Below are 18,367 nucleotides of genomic sequence, written 5' to 3'. Positions count from 1 at the left end.
CCCTGAAACTTGGGCTCCTTTATGGTCTTGGCGTGGTAAGCAAACCGTTAAGCGCCTTGCATCCGGCAATATTTCGGGGGTGCAGGAAGGGGTTTGTTAACCACAAACGGGCAACAGTGCGGGCAGCAAAAACACCACGGTCGTCCCATGCGCTGGCTCACCCTCATTACGCTTGCCCTTGTGCTGCCGCTGACGGCCTGCGCGACGCCGCGTCCAGTTTCCCGCGCCATCGATGTGGCCCCGCCCTATCAGCTCGACACCGGCGACACGGTGAAGGTGACCGTCTATGGCGATGCGGAACTGACCGACACCTATCGCATTGACGATAGCGGCGCCGTCGCCTTCCCGCTGGTCGGCCCAGTGCAGGTGCGCGGCGCGACCACCAAGCAGGCTGCCGGCAATATCGCTGCGGCCCTGGCCAATGGCTATATGCGCAACCCCGACGTTGCCGTTGAGGTGGCCGAATATCGTCCCTTCTTCATCCAGGGCGAGATCAAGAACGCCGGCCAGTTCCAATATGGCTATGGCATGACGATACGGGCGGCGATCAGTGCTGCCGGCGGCTATACCGAGACGGCCGACAAGGGCGGCGCGCAGGTCTATCGCCGCCAGGCCGGCCGCATGGTGCGCCAGTCGGTGAACCTGGACTTCCCCATTGCCCCCGGCGACACCATCGTGGTGGGCGAACGCTGGTTCTGACGGAGACGACGATGGCCCCGCGCAAGCTGCGTATCCTGCAGGTCATGCGGGCGCCCGTGGGCGGGTTGTTCCGCCATGTGGCCGACCTCACCCGCTGGCTCGATGCCCAGGGGCATGAGATTGGCCTCGTCGTCGATAGTCTCGCCAATGATTCCCAGACCGAGACGCTGCTCAAGGGCCTGACGCCTTATGCCAAGCTGGGCGTGCATAGCTTTGCCATGCCGCGTGTGCTGGGCGCCGGCGATCTGACCACGCCCTTTGGCGTGCGCCGACTGGCCCAGAAACTCAATATCGACGTGTTGCACGGCCATGGCGCCAAGGGCGGCTTCTATGCGCGGCTGGCCCGACTGGGCGGCGGCAAGGCAGTGGCTGTCTATACCCCGCATGGTGGCGTGCTGCATTTCGCCAAATCCTCGACCTCGGGCCGCATCTTTCATGTGCTCGAGCGTTGGCTGATGGCACAGACCGGCGCCATCGTCTTTGAAAGCGCCTATGCCAAGGCCACCTATGCGGCGCTGATTGGCGAACCCAACTGCCCCACGGCCGTGATCCACAACGGGCTGGGTGCCAGTGAGTTCATCCCCGTGCCGCCCGCGCCGGATGCGGCCGATTTCGTCTTCGTCGGCGAATTGCGCGAACTCAAGGGCGTGCATGTGCTGATCGATGCCCTGGTCGGGGTCACCCGCCCCGATGGCACGCCGGCGCGGCTGGTGATGGTCGGCGATGGCGACCGGCACGACGCTCTGGTGGCCCAGATCGCTGCGCTCGGCCTCGCCAACCAGGTCGAAATGCTGCATGCCCAGCCGGCGCGGCAGGGCTTTGCCCGGGGGCGCGTTGCCGTGGTGCCTTCACTGGCCGAATCCCTGCCCTATATCGTGCTGGAGTCCGCCGCTGCGCAATTGCCGGTGATCTCCACCCGCGTGGGCGGCATTCCCGAGATTTTCGGCAGCACGGCCGCCAGTCTGGTGCCGGCCGGCGATGCCGCGGCGCTGCGGGCCGCCATGCAGGCGACTTTGGACGATCCGGCACGTGCCCAGGCCGAGATGGTGGAGCGGCTGGCGCATGTGCAGGCGCATTTCTCGCTCGAGCGCATGGCCGGCGATATCGAGGCGCTTTATCTGTCGCTGATGCAGACATCACGCTAACGCCCCTTCACTGAGTTTAAACGCCTTGGACGGACAATACGGGCCAACGTATTGTACCGGTTGTGTTGCATGTTTCGCGTCGATCCCAAGCAAGCCGTTCTCGACCATGTTTCCAAGCAGACGGCCGCCGGCGACTCCGGCCGCGCGCTGTCGCCGGAAGCCGAGGCCATCATTGCCACCCCTGTGGAAACCACTGTCTCGGGCGCCGTGGTGGTGGGCATTGCCCAGGTCGTGGAAGCCTTGCTGCTGGCGGCCCTCGGCTATGGCATCTATGAGTTCTATGTCGAGCTGGGCCATCCGACCTTTTATGTGCCGGTGATCCTGGCCTCGTGCCTGTTGGCCAATGTGCTGTTCAACGCCGGCCGCACCCATCGCATCACGGCCTATCGCACGGTGTTCAGCCAGGTCGGCCGCGTGCTCGTGGCCTGGCTACTGGTGATGACGCTGCTGGCCGTCAGCATCTTCTTCTTCAAGGCCGGCGATCTGTTCTCGCGTGTCTGGCTGGCCAGCTGGGCCGTCGGTGGCGCCGTGCTGCTGGTGGCCTATCGCTTGGCGCTGCGCGGCCTGGTCAACCGCTGGACCCAGCTCGGCCGCCTGCGCCGCCGCACCGTGATCGTGGGCGGCGGCAAGGATGCCGAGACCCTGATCGAGCAGGTGCGCACTAGCGCCAGCAATGACATCACCCTGCTCGGCCTGTTTGATGACCGCTATGATGCGCGCTCGCCGGAAAGCGTGGCGGGCTATCCCAAGCTGGGCAAGGTGGCCGATCTGATCGAGTTCGCCCGCCGCACGCCGGTGGACCTGGTCATTGTCTCCATGCCGCTGTCGGCCGAAAAGCGCGTGCTCGACATGCTGACCCAGCTCTGGGTGCTGCCGGTCGACATCCGTCTTTCCGCCCATATGAGCAAGCTCAAGTTCACCAACCGCGCCTATTCCTATGTCGGGGACCTGGCCGTGTTCGACATGGCCGACCGGCCGATTTCGGACTGGAACCGCGTCTTCAAATGGGTGTTCGACAAGATCGTCGCCATTGTGGCGCTGGTGCTGCTGAGCCCGGTCATGCTGGTCACCGCCATTGCCATCAAGCTCGAGAGCAAGGGCCCGGTGTTCTTCCGCCAGAACCGGCACGGCTTTAACAATGAGCTGATCAAGATCTACAAGTTCCGCTCCATGCGCACCGACATGGCCGACGCCACGGCGGCCAAGCTGGTGACCAAGGATGATCCGCGCGTCACCCGCGTGGGCAAGTTCATCCGCAAGACCTCGATCGACGAGCTGCCGCAGCTGTTCAACGTGCTCAAGGGCGAGCTGTCCATCGTGGGCCCCCGCCCGCATGCGCTGCAGGCCAAGGCCGACAACAAGCTCTATTACGACGCTGTCGAAGGCTATTTCGCCCGCCACCGCGTGCGCCCGGGCATGACCGGCTGGGCCCAGATCAATGGCTGGCGCGGCGAGACCGACACCATCGACAAGATCATGCAGCGCGTGAACCACGATCTCTATTACATCGAGCACTGGTCAATCCTGTTCGACCTCTACATCGTGCTGATGACGCCGGTGTCGCTGCTGTCCAAGAACGAGAATGCCTATTGACCGATGCAGGGCGCATCGATGACCGGGTGATGGCCGGGCCCCCAGGGCTCGGCCTTGCCGTCGTGCGCGACCGCGCGATGCGCCTGCTCGATTTCATGGTGGGCCTCTGGATCTTCAGCGGCGGCATGGTGTTCGTCGAACCGGCCCCCTATGAGCTGGTGTTCATGGCCGTGCTGCCGCTGGCCTTTGTCGCCGGCATGGGCATCTACCGCTCGACCTATGGCCTGTTGGCCATCATGATCGCCTTCATCCCCTTTGCGCTGATCGCCTGTTTCCAGGTCAAATTCACCGCAATCAGCGATGCGCTGATCTTTTCCGTCGTCACCGTCTTTTTGATGCTGACGAGCTATTTCATCGCCAATTATGTCGCCGAGGCCACCGAGCGGCGCATGCGGCTGGTGATGAATGCCTATACCGCCGTGGCCGTGCTCAGCGCCGTGGTTGGCACCCTGGCCTATCTGCGTCTGATGCCGGGGGGCGACGTGTTCGTCATCTATGGCCGCGCCCGCGCCGCCTTCAACGATCCCAATGTGTTCGGGCCGTTCCTGATCCTGCCGGCCATGTTCGCGCTGCAGCGCATCCTGCTCGGCCGCGGCAGGGTGCAGATCATCGCCGGGCTGATCTATATGGCGCTGTTCGTCGGCGTTTTCGTCAGCTTCTCGCGCGCCGCCTGGGGGCATTTCGCCCTGTCGTCAGGCATAGTTCTGGCGCTGTGCTTCTGGCTGGAATCGCAGGCGCGCGACAAGGTGCGCATCATGATCATGTCGCTCTTGGGCGCCGGCATGCTGATGGCGGCCATTGCGGGGCTGCTCAGCATTCCCGCGGTGGCGAACCTGTTCGAAGTGCGGGCCGCCAGCCAGAACTATGACACGGGCGACACTGGCCGCTTTGGGCGCCAGGGCTATGCCTTCGAGCTGGCACTAGACAATCCGCTGGGCATCGGGCCGCATGAGTTCCGCAATTTGCGCGTCATCGAGGAGCCGCACAATGTCTATGTCTCGGTGCTGCACGTCTATGGCTGGGGCGGCGGGGCGATGTATTATCTGCTGGTGATCCTGACGCTGTGGCGCGGCACAAAGGCGCTGTTCAAGCCGACGCGATACCGGCTAATCATGATCCCGCTGATGGCGACGTTCACCATGCTGGTGGGGGAATCGGCCATTATCGACACCGATCACTGGCGGCATTATTTCCTGATCGTCGGGTTGATCTGGGGCATCGCCAGCGCCATCAACATGGCGCCGCGCGTCCCCAATTCTGCGCCAAAACTGCTGATCTAGTCCGGCCAGATGCGGCCGCGCAAAAAGCGCTGCGCCAGATCCAGCGTGCCCGCGGCAAAGCCGGGGCGATGGGTCTGGGCCAGCGCCGTCTCGCCATGCGAAGCGATCCAGGCCAGGAGTGCCATGCGCCGCAGCATGACCATGGCGTCCAGCACCTCGGCGGGAGGCGGCACCGCGCCGGGCACGCTGGCATAGCCCGCGCACCAGGCCGCCCGCAGCGCCGGCATGTCCGCGCGCGTCTCATGGAAGGAGATGGCGGCGGCAAAGTCATAGGCGAACCAGCAGAAGCCGCAGTCGTCAAAATCGATCAGCGTGACGTGATCGCCATCGACCAGCAGATTACCCAGCCGCATGTCGGCATGGATCAGCCCGAAGCGGTCAGCTCCCGTGCCATAGGCCGCGAGCCGTCCGGTCAGGACTGTCGAGAGCGATTCGAGCACGACACGGCTCTGGGCATCCACATCGGGCGAAAGCCGCCAGTCGCCCCAGAGCCCGTCGGGCGCCAGAATCGACTGCGCCTGCCAGGTTGGGCGTTCGAAGCCGGCCGGGCGCGTCCAGGCCCGCGCGTGACCATGCAGCAGTGCCGCATAGCGCCCCAGCGTCAAAAAGAGATCATCGAGCCGCCCTGCCCCATCAGGCTCGCTGCCCGGCAAGAAGGGGAACAGCACGGCGAGGCGTTCGCCGCCATCGGGCGTCGCAAAGGTCTGCAGCAGCGCGCCATCGTACCCGGGGATCGGCTGGGCCACCGGCAGATCGGTGTCGCGGGCCAGCGCCGTCAGCCAGTTGAGTTCGCTGACGATGGCCGGCACGGACTGATAACCGCGCCGATGCACGCGCAGGCTATAGCGCCGGCCGCCGGGGGTATCGATGCGGAAGGTGTGGTTTTCCGAGTGATTGACCAGTTCGGCGGTGCCGCCGGTCAGTTCGGGCCAGAGCGCAAGCGCAGCGGCGATATCTTGGGCGCTCAGCAGCATCACGGCATAGTCCAGCCAGCCCGAAGGCAATCGCCCCCGGCCAGCAGTTCAGCAGGTTTTGGATGAATGGTCGGAGCGGCGGGATTCGAACCCACGACCCTTTGTCCCCCAGACAAATGCGCTACCAGGCTGCGCTACGCCCCGACTGCGCGGAGACATAGAGAAGCCCGGGATTTCGCGCAACCCTGAATTTTGGTCAAACCAGAACAAACTGCGATTTCGGCTGAGGCCGCTGGGAATGGGGTGTCAGGTCCCACCGGCTGTCCCACCCTGCATAACGCCAATACTGCCGTACGCGCGCCGATCACTGGCGCTATAGCGCGCTGAGCCTTTCCAAGTATTCCCGCAGGAGGCTGGCGCCCCGCGGGCGAAAACTGGCGCCTGTGCTGGAGAGGCCCTCGATCCGATCGACCCTGAACATCCGAAAGTCATCGCGCGAGCACAGACCCGGCGGCCCGCGCCAGGTCCGTGTCGCCCATCTGGCGCACGTCCCCGCGCCCCACGGCGATCGCCCCAATCGCCAGACGGTCGAATGTCAGGTGACGCGCGCCGTGCTGTTTCTGCTGCAATAGGCCCGGCCGTGCCACATGCGCCCCGGGCGCGGGATCGGCCCTGCGCACGACGGAAATGGTGGCGATTGACCTGCGTCAACCCGCCATTGTCCGGCGGTGCTAGGCTCCTGCATCCGCACCGCCAGGAGCTTGGACAACCAGATGCGCATCTACCTGCTGTTGGGACACCCGGACACCGCCAGCTTCAACGGCGCCCTGGCCGATGCCTATGAGGCGCAGGCCAAACAGGCCGGGCATGAGGTGCGCCGGCAGAACCTTGGCGACATGGCGTTCGACCCGATCCTCTGGCATGGCTACAAGACCGTCCAGGACCTTGAGCCCGATCTGGTGACGGCCCAGCAGAACATCACCTGGTGTGATCACTGGGTGATCATCTATCCCATCTGGTGGGGCTCGGTTCCGTCCCTGCTCAAGGGCTTTTTTGATCGCGCGCTCTACTCCGGCTTTGCCTATCGCTACCACCAGGACGATCCAATGTGGGATGGGCTGCTGACCGGCCGCTCGGCCCAGGTCATCACCACATCGGACGCGCCGCGACTGTGGACCTTCATCGCCTATCGCAACAGCGATCTGGGCACGGTCAAATATGCCACGCTGCAGTTCTGCGGCGTCAAGCCGGTCAAGGTCATGCGGCTGGACCGGATCAAGGACACGACACCAGAGGAGCGGCAACACTACCTCGACCGCGTTCGCGGCAGCGTGCCCAAGGCGGCGCCGCCGCAAGCGTCATAAAGCTTTGCGGCCGCTGATCCGGGGATTTGCACAAATGGCCAAATCAGCGCTCGACCACAGGTCCGGCATGCTCGCATGGGCGGCGCGGGCACCGGTCACGGCGTTTCTCGCCGGTACTTTCCTGTGGGCATGGCTGCTCTGGGGCTATTGGGTTGTCGCCATGCCGCCAGGCGGCCTCGCGCTGTCGCCGTTCTTCCTCGTCTCAGCCATCCTTGGCGGATTGGCCCCTTCCCTGGCGGCCATTGCGGTCGCCTGGGCGCTGGGGGGCCGGTCCGGCATCGCCCGGTTGCTGGCACCCCTGGTGCGCTGGCGCGTGCAGCCCGTCTGGTATGGTTTCGCCCTGCTGACTGTGCCGACCGTCACACTGGTGATCGCTGCGCTTCAGGCCATGACCATCGGCGGTAACCGGCTCAATGACATCGGCCCCCTCCTGGCCGTCCTGGCGATCTGGCCGCTGATGGCCGCCCTGGGCGAGGAGATCGGCTGGCGCGGCTTTCTGCTCCCGCGGCTGCAGTCCCGACTGGGCACTGTCCCCGCCGCGCTGGTGATCGGCGCGATCTGGGGGCTGTGGCATCTTCCGGCCGACTATATTGCGCTCAAGGCCTATGGCGACTGGTTCATCGCGGCCTTCTTGCTCAATGGTCCCATTGTCCTGACCGCGCATGCCATCATCATGGCCTGGCTGTGGAACCGGACCGGCGGCAACCTGCTCCTTGCGGTCCTTTATCACCTGACCATTACGGCGTCTGCCATGTTGCTGCCTTCGGGCTTTGCCGACGGCGCGACGGGCGTGGCCGCTGCCGCGATCGGGGCCGGCTGCTTTTGGGTCGTCGCCATCGGCCTTCTGGTCTGGCGCCGGAGCGACTTCGCCGCGTCCGCATCGCCAACGTGATGCCGTTGCCCTGCCCGTCTGCGGGCACTAGACTCGCGGTTCCAAGCAAGCGAGGCCGGGCATGGCAATGACACCGACGACCGAACGCTGGCCGGCCGCCAATGGCCTGGCCAGTATCGAAGAGGCGGTCGGCGCGTTCAGCCTACTGCGCGACTTCTTCGAAGGCGCCATCATCGTGGATGCGCAGACGCGCATCACCTGGATGGACAAGCGCTATCGCGAACTGCTCAAGCTGGCGCCCACATTCGATCCGATCGGCCTGCCGGTGGAGGATGTCATCCCTCATTCGCTGCTGCGCCGCGTGGTGGAGACCGGGCGACCGATCCTGCTCGACATCATGAATTTCGATGACCGCCAGTTCGTGGTCTGCCGCATTCCGCTCAAGGACAGTTCGGGCGCCGTCGAAGGCGCCATCGGCTTTGTGTTCTATGACAATGTCGACTATCTGGCGCCCATGCTCGACAAGTTCGAGGCGCTGCAGAAGCAGCTGACCCGTGCGCAGGCGGCGTTGACCCGGGAGCGGCAGACCAAATATTCGCTGTCGAGCTTTGTCGGCCAGAGCGAGGCGGTGCGGGAGCTCAAGGCCATGGTGCGGCGCTTTGCGCTGCGCGACGGGGCGGCGCTTATCCTGGGCGAGACCGGCACCGGCAAGGAATTGCTGGCCCATGCCATTCACCAGCAGTCGGACCGGGCCGACGGCCCCTTCGTGGCGGTGAACATGGCCGCCGTGCCCGAGGCGCTGCTGGAGGCCGAGTTCTTTGGCGTGACGCCCGGCGCCTATACCGGTGCTGACCGCAAGGCGCGGCAAGGCAAGTTCGAGCTGGCGCATGGCGGCACGCTGTTCCTCGATGAAATCGGCGACATGCCGCTGGGCATCCAGGCCAAGTTCCTGCGGGTGCTGCAGGAAGGCGAGATCGAGGCGCTGGGCTCCAATACGGTCAAGAAAATCGATGTCCGCATCATTGCGGCAACCTCGCAGGACCTCGAGGCCAAGATCGCCGACAAGAGCTTTCGCGCCGATCTCTACTATCGCGTGGCCGTACTGACCGTGCATGTGCCGCCGTTGCGCGAGCGGCGCGAGGACATGGCGCTGCTGTGCGAAACCCTGCTCGAGCAGACCATGCGCGCTGCCGATCAGCGCGGCTGGGTGCTGACGCCGCAAGCGGTGTCCCTGCTGCAGGCCCATTCCTGGCCGGGCAATGTGCGCGAGCTGCGCAATGTGCTGGAACGGGCAGCGGCTCTCGCGCCCAGCGAAGTCATGGATGCAGCCGTGATCGCCCGGGCGCTGCCACCCGGCGTGGCGCGGTCCGGCGGACCGCTCCAGGGCCTTGCTACAGCTGTGGCCGATACCGAGCGGCAGGCGATCCTGGATGCGCTTGAGGCCACAGGCGGGCAGAAATCGGCGGCGGCCCTGCGCCTGGGCGTGTCGCGCTCGCAGTTCTACGAGAAGCTCCGGCGCTACAATATCGCCCTGTAGTCTGTCCGGAAAACCGGACAGTGTCGTGTCCGCCGCACAGGCGCGCCGACGCGGCCGGTGCGAAAAGCCCCGGCAAACCCGGTGTTCTGGACTTGGCACGGAACTTGATAGGCTCATGGCAAAAGACCGGGCCCATCATGAGGTCCGCAACAGGGTGGAGCATGACGGAAAAGCGTGTGGCATTGGTCACCGGCTCAACGAGCGGTATTGGCCTGTCGATCGCCAGCAAGTTTGCGGCGATGGGCTATGACGTGGCGATCAACAGCTTCGAGGCGGAAGCCGACGTCGCCGACGCCTTGAGCGCCCTGACCGGCTATGGCGCCAGTGTCCGCTATTTCCAGGCCGATCTGTCGCTCAGCGGCGGCGGCTATGATCTGGTGGGCGATGTGGTCTCCGCCTTCGGTCAGCTCGATGTGCTGGTCAACAATGCCGGCATCCAGAAGGTGGCGCCGATCGAGGACCTGCCGCCGGCCGACTGGGACCGGATCGTGGCCGTGAGTCTGGATTCGGCCTTTCACACCATCAGGGCGGCGCTGCCCGGCATGACGGGTCGCGGCTGGGGCCGCATCATCAACGTTGCCTCGGCACACGGGCTGCGCGCCTCCCCGTTCAAATCGGCCTATGTTGCCACCAAGCATGGCGTGGTCGGCCTCACCAAGGCGGTGGCGCTGGAGGCTGCGGAAAAGGGTGTCACGGTCAATGCCATCTGCCCGGGCTATGTCTGGACGCCCCTGGTCGCGGCACAGATCGCCGACCAGGCCCGGGTCCACGGCATGAGCGAGGAGCAGGTGGTGCGTGAAGTGATGCTGGCGCCGCAACCGACACGGCAGTTCGTGCAGCCCGAAGAGATCGCTGCACTGGCCGCCTATCTGTGCGGCGACATGGCGCGCTCGATTACCGGTTCGGCCATTTCCATCGACGGCGGGTGGACCGCCAAATGAGTGCAGCAGCCACCAGCCAGGACGCGTCGATGCCCGATGTCATTCTCTCCGCCCGCGGCCTGACCAAGCGCTTTGCCGGCTTTGTGGCGGTCAACGGGGTTGATCTCGATGTCCACCGCGGCACCATTCACGCGCTGATCGGCCCCAATGGCGCCGGCAAGACCACCTGCTTTAACCTGCTGACCAAGTTCCTGCAGCCCAGCGCCGGCACGATCGAGCTCAATGGGCGCGACATTACCCGCATGCCCGCGGCGGCCATCGCCCGGCTGGGCCTGGTGCGCTCGTTTCAGATTTCGGCGGTGTTTCCAAAGCTCACAGTGCTGGAAAATGTGCGCATCGCCCTGCAGCGGCGGCGCGGCGACAGCTTCGACTTCTGGCGCAGCCAGACGGTGCTGCACCAGCTCGACGCCGAAGCCCTGGCGCGCATCGACGAGGTCGGGCTTTCCGACTTCACCCGGGAGACGGCTGGCGAGCTGAGCTATGGCCGCAAGCGGGCGCTGGAGATCGCCACCACTTTGGCGCTGGAGCCCGAAATGCTGCTGCTGGACGAACCCATGGCCGGCATGGCGCAGGAAGACGTCGCGCGCATCTCGGCGCTGATCCGCAAGATCTCGGCCAACCGCACCATACTGATGGTGGAACACAATCTGTCCGTCGTCGCCGACCTGTCTGACCGCATCACCGTGCTGGCGCGGGGCCAAGTGCTGGCCGAGGGGGCCTATGAGGCGGTGTCCAAGGACCCGCGCGTCATCGAAGCCTATATTGGAGCGGGCCATGAGTGAGGCTATGGCCATGAGCACGGCAGGCGCTGACAGCCTGCTGGCGGTGCGCGATCTGAACGGCTGGTACGACGAAAGCCATGTGCTGCATGGCATCAATTTTGACGTGCGCCCCGGCGAGGTGGTCACGCTGCTCGGCCGCAACGGCGCCGGCAAGACCACCACGCTGCGGGCCATCATGGGCATTCTGGGCAAGCGCCAGGGCTCGGTGCGCTTTGCCGGTCGTGAACTGATCGAGCTTGAGCCGCGCCACATTGCCCGGGCCGGCATCGCCTTCTGCCCCGAAGAGCGCGGGATCTTCTCCAGCCTCTCGGTTGAGGAAAACCTGATGTTGCCGCCCCAGGTCCAGCCCGGCGGGCTGACGCGCGAGGCGGTGCTCGAGATGTTTCCCAATCTGCGCGAGCGCTTGTCCAGCCAGGGCACCAAGCTGTCCGGCGGCGAGCAGCAGATGCTGGCCATCGGCCGCATCCTGCGGACCGGCGCCAAATTCCTGCTGCTCGATGAACCCACAGAGGGCCTGGCCCCGGTCATCGTGCAGCAGATCGGCAGGACCCTGAGCCTGCTCAAGAGCCAGGGCTTCACCATTGTTCTGGTCGAACAGAACTTCCGTTTCGCGGCCTCGGTCGCGGACCGGCACTATGTGGTCGAGCAGGGACGCGTGATCGACACCATCCCCAACGCCGACCTCGCCGCCAATCTCAATAAGCTGCACGCCTATCTGGGCGTCTAGCACCAAGCCGAAAATCGGCACCATCGGGAGGAACGCAGTCATGAAACTCAAGACACTTATCCTGGCCTCGGCCACCAGCCTGTTGCTGGCAGGCACGGCCATGGCGCAAACTGCCATCAAGATCGGCGTGCTCAACGATCGGTCCGGCGTCTATGCCGACCTGTCCGGCGAAGGCTCGGTCATTGCCGCCCGCATGGCGGTCGAGGACTTTGACGCCGCCGGCAAGGGCATCACGGTCGAGATCGTCTCGGCCGATCACCAGAACAAGCCCGACGTCGCCTCCAATATTGCCCGCCAGTGGTATGACCAGGATGGCGTCGATCTGATCGTGGACGTGCCGACCTCGTCGGCGGCCTTTGCAGTCAACGAAATCACCCGCGAGAAGAACAAGATCTTCATGAACTCGGGCGCCGGTTCGGCTGACCTGACGGGCGCGCAGTGCTCGCCCAACACGGTCCACTGGACCTATGACACCTGGGCGCTGGCCCATGGCACCGGCTCGGCCATGGTGGCCGAGGGCTTTACCAAGTGGTTCTTCATCACAGCGGACTATGCCTTTGGGCAGGCCCTGGAAAAGGACACCACGGCGGTGGTCACGGCGGCTGGCGGCGAGGTTCTGGGCGCAGTGCGCCACCCCTTCCCCGGCACGGATTTCTCGTCCTATCTGCTGCAGGCCCAGGCATCGGGTGCGCAGGTGATCGGGCTTGCCAATGCCGGTGGCGACACCGTCAACACCATCAAGCAGGCTGCCGAATTCGGCATCACCCAGGCCGGCCAGGCGCTAGCGGGGCTGCTGATCTTCATCACCGACATCCATGCGCTTGGCCTGGAGACCGCTCAGGGCCTGGTGCTGACCGAGAGCTTCTATTGGGACCTCAATGACCAGACTCGCGCCTGGTCCGAGCGTTTCGCCGCGCAGAATGACGGCAATAAGCCAACCATGGTCCAGGCCGGCGTCTATGCCAGCGTGCTGCACTATCTCAAGGCGGTGGAAGCCACCGGCGGCAAGGAAACCGAAGCCCTGATGGCGGCCATGAAGTCGACCCCCACCAGCGACCCGCTGTTCGGCGAGGGCATGATCCGCGAGGACGGCCGCAAGGTGCACGACATGTACCTGTTCAAGGTCAAGTCGCCGGCCGAATCCACTGGCCCCTGGGACTATTACACCCTGCTCGCGACCATCCCGGCCGCCGAAGCCTTCCGCCCGCTCGCAGACGGCGGCTGCGCCTTCATCGCCAAATAGGACAGTGGCGCTCCGGCTCTGCCGGGGCGCCTTCCTTCTCTTGCACCGGGACCGTTTGTCATGTTCGAGCTTTTGGGCATACCGCCACAGGCCCTGTTCGGCCAATTGCTGCTGGGGCTGATCAACGGCTCATTCTATGCCCTGCTCAGCCTGGGGCTGGCTGTCATCTTCGGCCTGCTCAACATCATCAATTTCAGCCATGGCGCGCAATATATGATGGGCGCCTTCGTCGCCTGGATGCTGCTGACCTATACGGGCATCAACTATTGGTGGGCGCTGCTGATCGTGCCCATCGTGGTGGGCGCAACGGGGGTGGTGATCGAACGTCTGATGATCAGCCGGCTCTATCATCTCGACCACCTCTATGGCCTGCTGCTGACCTTCGGGCTGGCGCTGATCATCCAGGGCCTGTTCCGCAACCAATATGGCGTGTCGGGCCTGCCCTATTCCATTCCCGCGGAACTCTCCGGTGGCACCAATCTCGGCTTCATGTTCCTGCCCAATTATCGCGCCTGGGTGGTCGTGGCCTCGGTCGTGGTATGCTTTGCCACCTGGTTCGCCATCGAGAAGACCCGGCTGGGCGCCTATTTGCGCGCCGCTACGGAAAATCCCACCCTGGTGGGCGCTTTCGGCATCAATGTGCCGCGCATGATCACGCTGACCTATGGTTTCGGCGTGGCCCTGGCGGCGCTGGCCGGCGTGCTCGCCGCCCCGATCTATTCGGTCAATCCCAACATGGGCGCCGACCTCATCATCGTGGTGTTTGCGGTGGTCGTGATTGGCGGCATGGGGTCGATCCTGGGCGCGATCCTCACCGGTTTCGGCCTCGGCATCGTCGAGGGGCTGACGCGCGTGTTCTATCCCGAAGGCTCTGCGGTCGTGATCTTTGTCATCATGGCCATCGTGCTGCTTGTTAAGCCTGCCGGCCTGTTTGGAAGGACCCCGTGATGACCATGCCAACGGAAACCGGCTATCGCTCCCAGGCCGCTGCGCTGCCCGTCGGCACGCCGCGCCACCACATGGTGATTTTTGCCGTGCTGCTGGTGGTGCTGCTGCTGGCGCCGGCCGTGCTCTATCCGGTCTTTCTGATGAAAGTGCTGTGCTTTGCCCTGTTTGCCAGTGCACTGAACCTGCTGCTCGGCTTTGGCGGCCTGCTGTCGTTTGGCCATGCGGCCTTCTTCGGCCTGTCGAGCTATGTGGCCGCCTATGCAGCCAAATCCTGGGGGCTCAATCCCGAGATCGCCATTCTGCTCGGCGTGGCTGCGGCGTCTGTGCTGGGGCTGGCCATCGGCGTGCTGGCGATCCGCCGGCAAGGCATATACTTCGCCATGGTGACCCTGGCTTTCGCGCAGATGGTGTTCTTTTTCGCCCTGCAGGCGCCGTTCACCGGCGGCGAAGATGGCATCCAGGCCGTGCCGCGCGGCCGGTTGTTCGGACTGATCGACCTCAGCGCCGACCTCACGCTGTATTTCGTGGTTCTGGCCATTGTGTTCGGGGCGCTGCTGCTGATCTATCGCATCATTCATTCGCCCTTCGGCCAGGTGCTCAAGGCCATCCGCGACAACGAGCCCCGCTCGATTTCGCTCGGCTACAAGGTCCACCGCTACAAGCTGGCCGTGTTTGTCATGTCGGCCGCCCTGGCGGGCCTGGCCGGCGCCACCAAGGCGATCGTGTTCCAGCTGGCCTCGCTGACGGACGTCTATTGGACCATGTCGGGCGAAGTGGTGCTGATGACGCTGCTGGGCGGCATGGGCACGGTGTTCGGGCCGCTGGTGGGCGCCGCAGCGATCGTGACCATGCAGAACTATTTCGCCGGTTTCGGCGCCTGGGTCACCGTGCTGCAGGGGGTCATCTTCGTGGCCAGCGTCCTGCTGTTCCGCGAGGGCATTGTCGGCGTGCTGGCCAAGTGGCTCAAAAAGCCGCTCTAGCCTCACCTTGGCCATGGCGGCCGGGCGGGCGACGGAACACCCCTGCCCCGCCGCCACGCGTCTGCGCCATGGCCCGCCGTCCGGTCAATCCGCCAGGCGACGCGTGGGGAAGATCTGCCAGCCGGTGCGCGCGGCGATCAGCCCCCAGATGCCGCCCGGCATGACCAGGGGCACCAGCACGGCCGTCAGGCCCTGGAAAATCAGGAACAGGTCGCCGGCGTCGCGGAACACTTCGCGCAGCCCGAAATAGATGGCGATGCCGATAATGGGTCCCTCGATACTGCCCAGGCCGCCCACGATAACGATGAACAGCACGCGGATCTGCCAGTCGATGTCAAAGGCGCCGCTCGGGTCCACATAGAGCACCGACAGATAATAGATGGCGCCCGCGGCCGCGCAGATGGCCGCCGAGATCAGAAACGCCCCAAGCTGGTTGCGGGCTACGGCGATGCCAATGCTGGCCGCGCCCGCCTCATTGTCGCGGATGGCCATCAGGGCCAGTCCGCTCCGGCTGCGCAGCAGGGCGAAAATGCCCAGCTGGGTCACAAAGGCCAGCCCCAGGGCCAGGTAGAACACCATATCGGCGAAGGTGGCGGCGTCGATGCTGGCCGGGTTGAGCACGATGCCGCGCGAGGAGCCAACCCATTCCCATTGCGCAAACAGCAGGCGCAGGCTGTCGGCCAGCACCCAGATGCCGATGGAGAAATAGGGCCCGCGCAGCTTGCGCAGCAGCATCCACATGGCCAGGGCCACCACCAGCGCCACCAGCGCGGCCACCAGGATGCTCCAGACCGGGGCGAGCCCGGTGGTGTTTACCGTCATGAACAGCACATAGGCGCCCAGCCCGACAAAGGCGTGGTGACCAAATGACAGCAGGCCGGTATAGCCGCACAACAGGTTCCAGCCCTGCGCCATGGCCAGAACCAGCAGCACTTCCATGGCCAGGCGCCGGTCGATCGGCAGAAGCACAAGGGCCGTCGCCACGGCGATCAGGCCAAGGACGGGAACGGTCAGGCTGGACCGTGGAATGGTGATCATTTGCGCCCCCAGGCGAGGAAGGAACCGAGGTTGCTCTGGCGCAGCAACAGCACCACGAAAAAGGCCAGGTGTCCGAACAGCGGCCCGGAATTGGGATAGAGCTTGAGGCCCACCACCTGGACCACGCCCAGGAACAGGCCTCCCAGGAAGCAACCACGCAGCGACCCCAGGCCACCAATGATCACCACCTCGAAGGCGATGAGCAGGCGCTCGACGCCCGAGAACGGAGAGAACGAGCTGCGCATGGCCAGCAGCAGTCCGGCCACGGCCGACAGGGCAACGGCCAGGCCCAGCGCCGCGTTGTAGATGCGCCGCCGGTTGAACCCCAGGGTTTCAAGGATCTCATAGTCGTCCGCCGCTGCGCGGAAGGCCCGGCCGATCGTGGTGCGGGTCAGCAGCAGGTTGACCCCGACAAACAGCACCACGGCAATGGCGAAGATCAGCATCGGCAGCAGGCCAATCGACAGTCCGCCAAAGGCAAGGCCCATGGTCTGCAGCGGGCCGATGTCGATGGACTGGATATTGGCGCCATAGAGCTTGACCAGCACATTGCGCAGCACGATGGACAGGCCCATGGTGATCACCATGGCGGGGACAGGATTGGGCCCCAGCACGCGATTGAGCATGGTGGCCTGCAAGGTCCAGCCCAGCGCAAAGGCGGCGATGGCGACCACGACAATCACCACCGGCAGTGGCAGGGGCGTGACGGCGAGCAGGGTGACGCCGAGATAGGCCGCGAGCACGACGAACTCGCCATGCGCGATATTGACGATGCGCATGATGCCAAAGGCCAGCGCCAGGCCCAGGCCGAACAGGCCATACAGGCCGCCCACCATCAGGCCGTTGAGGACCGCTTCAACATAGCTCATTGGCGCCGCTCCCCAAAATAGGCCTGGCTGATAGCGTCAAGGGAGACCGCGTCTGAGGCCCCTTCGAGGGTGACGCGCCCCTTGAGCAGGCAATAGAGCCGGTTCGATGCCGAGCGGGCCCGTACGATGTCCTGTTCCACCAGGATGATGGAGACGCCCGTGGCCCGGATGCCGGCGAAACAGGCATAGATTTCGCCCACCACCTTGGGCGCCAGGCCCAGGGACAGCTCATCGCAGAGCAGCAGGCGCGGATTGGTCAGCAGGGCCCGCCCGACGGCCACCATCTGCTGCTGGCCGCCCGAGAGCTCGGCGGCATTGTGATGGCGGAACTCCCGCATGGCCGGGAACAGCGCGAACACCGCGTCCAGCGTCCAGGGGCCGGGCCGGGCCCGGGCGGCGCCCATCAGCAGGTTCTCTTCCACCGTCAGCGAGGCAAACAGCCGTCGCCCCTCCGGCACGATGGCGACACCGCGCCGCGCCACCAGGTCGCAGCGCTCGCGGGTGATGTCGTGGCCATCCAGCCGCACCGTTCCATGACGCGCGGCCGTCAGGCCGATCATGGCGCGCAGCAGCGTCGATTTGCCGGCGCCATTGGCGCCGATCAGCGCCACCGCCTCACCCTGATCGATATGCAAATTAACGCCAAAAATGGCCTGCAGGTCGCCATAAAAAACGTCAACATTCTCAAGCGCCAGCAGCGTCATCGACCGATATCCCGAGATAGACTTCCTTGACGACCGCCGCTGCCATGACTTGCTGGGGCGCCCCTTCGATCAGCTTGGCGCCGAAGTGCAGCACCAGGATGCGGTCGGCGGCGGCCATCAGGGCATGGGCGATATGCTCGATCCACAGCACCGCATGGTCACGCTTGAGCTGCTTGACCATTTCGACCAGGTCCAGCACCTCCCCTTCGGTGAGGCCACCGGCCACCTCGTCGAGCAGCAGCACCTTGCTGCCCACGCTTACCGCCTTGGCCAGTTCCAGCCGCTTGCGGTCGAGCAGCGGCAATTGCGCCGCGATGACATTGCGCTTGTCGGCCAGGCCGACGCGCTCGAGCACCTCCAGCGCGCGCTGACCGGGACGCGCGCCGGCGGCGGGGCTATGCACAATCCCTGCCAGCACGTTTTCATAGACGGTGAGCCCGGTGAATGGACGCGGCACCTGATAGGCGCGCCCGACCCCCATGCGGGCCCGCCGGTATTGCGGCCAGCGCGAAATATCCTGTCCGGCCACCGTGACCGTGCCGGAATCGGATTGGGCCGAACCGTCGAGCAGATTGAACAGCGTGGTCTTGCCGGCCCCATTGGGACCAATGATGCCCAGGCATTCGCCGGTCGAAACGGCAAGGCTTACCTTGTCGACCACCAGCTTTGCGCCATAGCGCTTGGAGACGTCAGCGACGTCCAGAACTGCGACCATCCGGCCCCTCCTCACCCTATGGGATGACCGGGAGCACACTGGGCTCCCAGTCGGTC

The 18,367-nt window shown here is 65.0% G+C and carries 19 protein-coding genes and 1 tRNA gene; 13 read left to right on the top strand and 7 right to left on the bottom strand.

Annotated features, from left to right (window positions below; genetic code table 11):
- The first annotated feature begins 147 nt into the window (after positions 1–147).
- From E8M79_RS09505 to E8M79_RS09490, 4 genes are all read left to right on the top strand, one after another.
- Positions 148–699 (top strand): polysaccharide biosynthesis/export family protein, encoded by a 552-nt coding sequence (locus tag E8M79_RS09505; RefSeq protein WP_137151680.1) that lies wholly within the window; start codon positions 148–150, stop codon positions 697–699.
- 11 nt (positions 700–710) lie between these two features.
- Positions 711–1,844, top strand: a complete 1,134-nt coding sequence (locus E8M79_RS09500) for a glycosyltransferase family 4 protein (RefSeq protein ID WP_137151679.1) — start codon at positions 711–713, stop codon at positions 1,842–1,844.
- A gap of 69 nt (positions 1,845–1,913) precedes the next feature.
- Positions 1,914–3,437: an undecaprenyl-phosphate glucose phosphotransferase gene (locus E8M79_RS09495; RefSeq protein ID WP_137151678.1), complete on the top strand. Its 1,524-nt coding sequence runs from the start codon at positions 1,914–1,916 to the stop codon at positions 3,435–3,437.
- Positions 3,434–4,717 carry an O-antigen ligase family protein gene (locus tag E8M79_RS09490; protein ID WP_137151677.1) on the top strand — a complete coding sequence of 428 codons (1,284 nt, stop codon included), beginning with the start codon at positions 3,434–3,436 and terminating at the stop codon, positions 4,715–4,717. Before E8M79_RS09495 ends, E8M79_RS09490 begins: the two co-directional genes overlap by 4 nt.
- On the opposite strand, the gene E8M79_RS09485 is transcribed toward E8M79_RS09490, so the two are convergent.
- The 3 genes from E8M79_RS09485 to E8M79_RS18715 all read right to left on the bottom strand — a co-directional run bounded on the left by E8M79_RS09485 (position 4,714) and on the right by E8M79_RS18715 (position 6,112).
- Positions 4,714–5,691, bottom strand: coding sequence for a phosphotransferase (locus tag E8M79_RS09485; protein WP_248305052.1), 978 nt, complete (start codon positions 5,689–5,691; stop codon positions 4,714–4,716). The genes E8M79_RS09490 and E8M79_RS09485 overlap by 4 nt on opposite strands.
- 67 nt (positions 5,692–5,758) lie before the next feature.
- Positions 5,759–5,835 (bottom strand) — tRNA-Pro (locus E8M79_RS09480).
- Positions 5,836–6,004: 169 nt separating this feature from the next.
- Positions 6,005–6,112, bottom strand: coding sequence for a hypothetical protein (locus E8M79_RS18715; RefSeq protein WP_349236040.1), 108 nt, complete (start codon positions 6,110–6,112; stop codon positions 6,005–6,007).
- Between the two features lie 292 nt (positions 6,113–6,404).
- Here E8M79_RS18715 and E8M79_RS09470 point away from each other — a divergent pair, with 292 nt between their 5' ends.
- The 9 genes from E8M79_RS09470 to E8M79_RS09430 all read left to right on the top strand — a co-directional run bounded on the left by E8M79_RS09470 (position 6,405) and on the right by E8M79_RS09430 (position 14,985).
- Entirely contained in the window at positions 6,405–6,995 is a 591-nt protein-coding gene (locus tag E8M79_RS09470) for an NAD(P)H-dependent oxidoreductase (RefSeq protein WP_137151675.1), read from the top strand.
- Positions 6,996–7,029: 34 nt separating this feature from the next.
- A complete protein-coding gene (locus E8M79_RS09465) occupies positions 7,030–7,887 on the top strand; it encodes a type II CAAX endopeptidase family protein (RefSeq protein ID WP_171015803.1) in 858 nt (285 codons plus the stop codon).
- A 67-nt stretch (positions 7,888–7,954) separates the two neighbouring features.
- Positions 7,955–9,364, top strand: a complete 1,410-nt coding sequence (locus tag E8M79_RS09460) for a sigma 54-interacting transcriptional regulator (RefSeq protein ID WP_171015802.1) — start codon at positions 7,955–7,957, stop codon at positions 9,362–9,364.
- Positions 9,365–9,525: 161 nt separating this feature from the next.
- Positions 9,526–10,305, top strand: a complete 780-nt coding sequence (locus tag E8M79_RS09455; RefSeq protein WP_137151672.1) for a 3-hydroxybutyrate dehydrogenase — start codon at positions 9,526–9,528, stop codon at positions 10,303–10,305.
- Positions 10,302–11,087 (top strand): ABC transporter ATP-binding protein, encoded by a 786-nt coding sequence (locus E8M79_RS09450; protein ID WP_137151671.1) that lies wholly within the window; start codon positions 10,302–10,304, stop codon positions 11,085–11,087. The genes E8M79_RS09455 and E8M79_RS09450 overlap by 4 nt, the downstream gene beginning before the upstream one ends.
- Positions 11,080–11,814, top strand: coding sequence for an ABC transporter ATP-binding protein (locus E8M79_RS09445; RefSeq protein ID WP_137151670.1), 735 nt, complete (start codon positions 11,080–11,082; stop codon positions 11,812–11,814). Before E8M79_RS09450 ends, E8M79_RS09445 begins: the two co-directional genes overlap by 8 nt.
- A gap of 40 nt (positions 11,815–11,854) precedes the next feature.
- Positions 11,855–13,057: an ABC transporter substrate-binding protein gene (locus tag E8M79_RS09440; protein WP_137151669.1), complete on the top strand. Its 1,203-nt coding sequence runs from the start codon at positions 11,855–11,857 to the stop codon at positions 13,055–13,057.
- Positions 13,058–13,117: 60 nt separating this feature from the next.
- Positions 13,118–14,005, top strand: a complete 888-nt coding sequence (locus tag E8M79_RS09435) for a branched-chain amino acid ABC transporter permease (protein WP_137151668.1) — start codon at positions 13,118–13,120, stop codon at positions 14,003–14,005.
- A 71-nt stretch (positions 14,006–14,076) separates the two neighbouring features.
- Complete coding sequence (locus E8M79_RS09430) at positions 14,077–14,985, top strand: branched-chain amino acid ABC transporter permease (RefSeq protein ID WP_248305051.1); 909 nt, start codon at positions 14,077–14,079, stop codon at positions 14,983–14,985.
- Positions 14,986–15,069: 84 nt separating this feature from the next.
- Here E8M79_RS09430 and E8M79_RS09425 read toward each other — a convergent pair whose 3' ends face one another.
- Genes E8M79_RS09425 through E8M79_RS09410 form a run of 4 tightly spaced genes read right to left on the bottom strand, consistent with a single transcriptional unit; the run spans position 15,070 to position 18,311 of the window.
- Positions 15,070–16,023 (bottom strand): branched-chain amino acid ABC transporter permease, encoded by a 954-nt coding sequence (locus E8M79_RS09425; protein ID WP_137151666.1) that lies wholly within the window; start codon positions 16,021–16,023, stop codon positions 15,070–15,072.
- Complete coding sequence (locus tag E8M79_RS09420) at positions 16,020–16,892, bottom strand: branched-chain amino acid ABC transporter permease (protein ID WP_137151665.1); 873 nt, start codon at positions 16,890–16,892, stop codon at positions 16,020–16,022. Before E8M79_RS09420 ends, E8M79_RS09425 begins: the two co-directional genes overlap by 4 nt.
- On the bottom strand, positions 16,889–17,596 hold the full coding sequence (locus E8M79_RS09415) for an ABC transporter ATP-binding protein (RefSeq protein ID WP_137151664.1): 708 nt from the start codon (positions 17,594–17,596) through the stop codon (positions 16,889–16,891). Before E8M79_RS09415 ends, E8M79_RS09420 begins: the two co-directional genes overlap by 4 nt.
- The gene (locus tag E8M79_RS09410; protein WP_137151663.1) at positions 17,577–18,311 is read right to left on the bottom strand and encodes an ATP-binding cassette domain-containing protein; all 735 of its coding nucleotides are present in this window, start codon (positions 18,309–18,311) and stop codon (positions 17,577–17,579) included. Before E8M79_RS09410 ends, E8M79_RS09415 begins: the two co-directional genes overlap by 20 nt.
- Positions 18,312–18,367 lie beyond the last annotated feature (56 nt).

Origin of the sequence: Devosia sp. FKR38, assembly GCF_005222805.1 — a bacterium.
Taxonomy (GTDB): domain Bacteria; phylum Pseudomonadota; class Alphaproteobacteria; order Rhizobiales; family Devosiaceae; genus Devosia.
The sequence above is the reverse complement of the archived record's forward strand: the minus strand, read 5'-3'. Positions and strand labels throughout refer to the sequence as shown.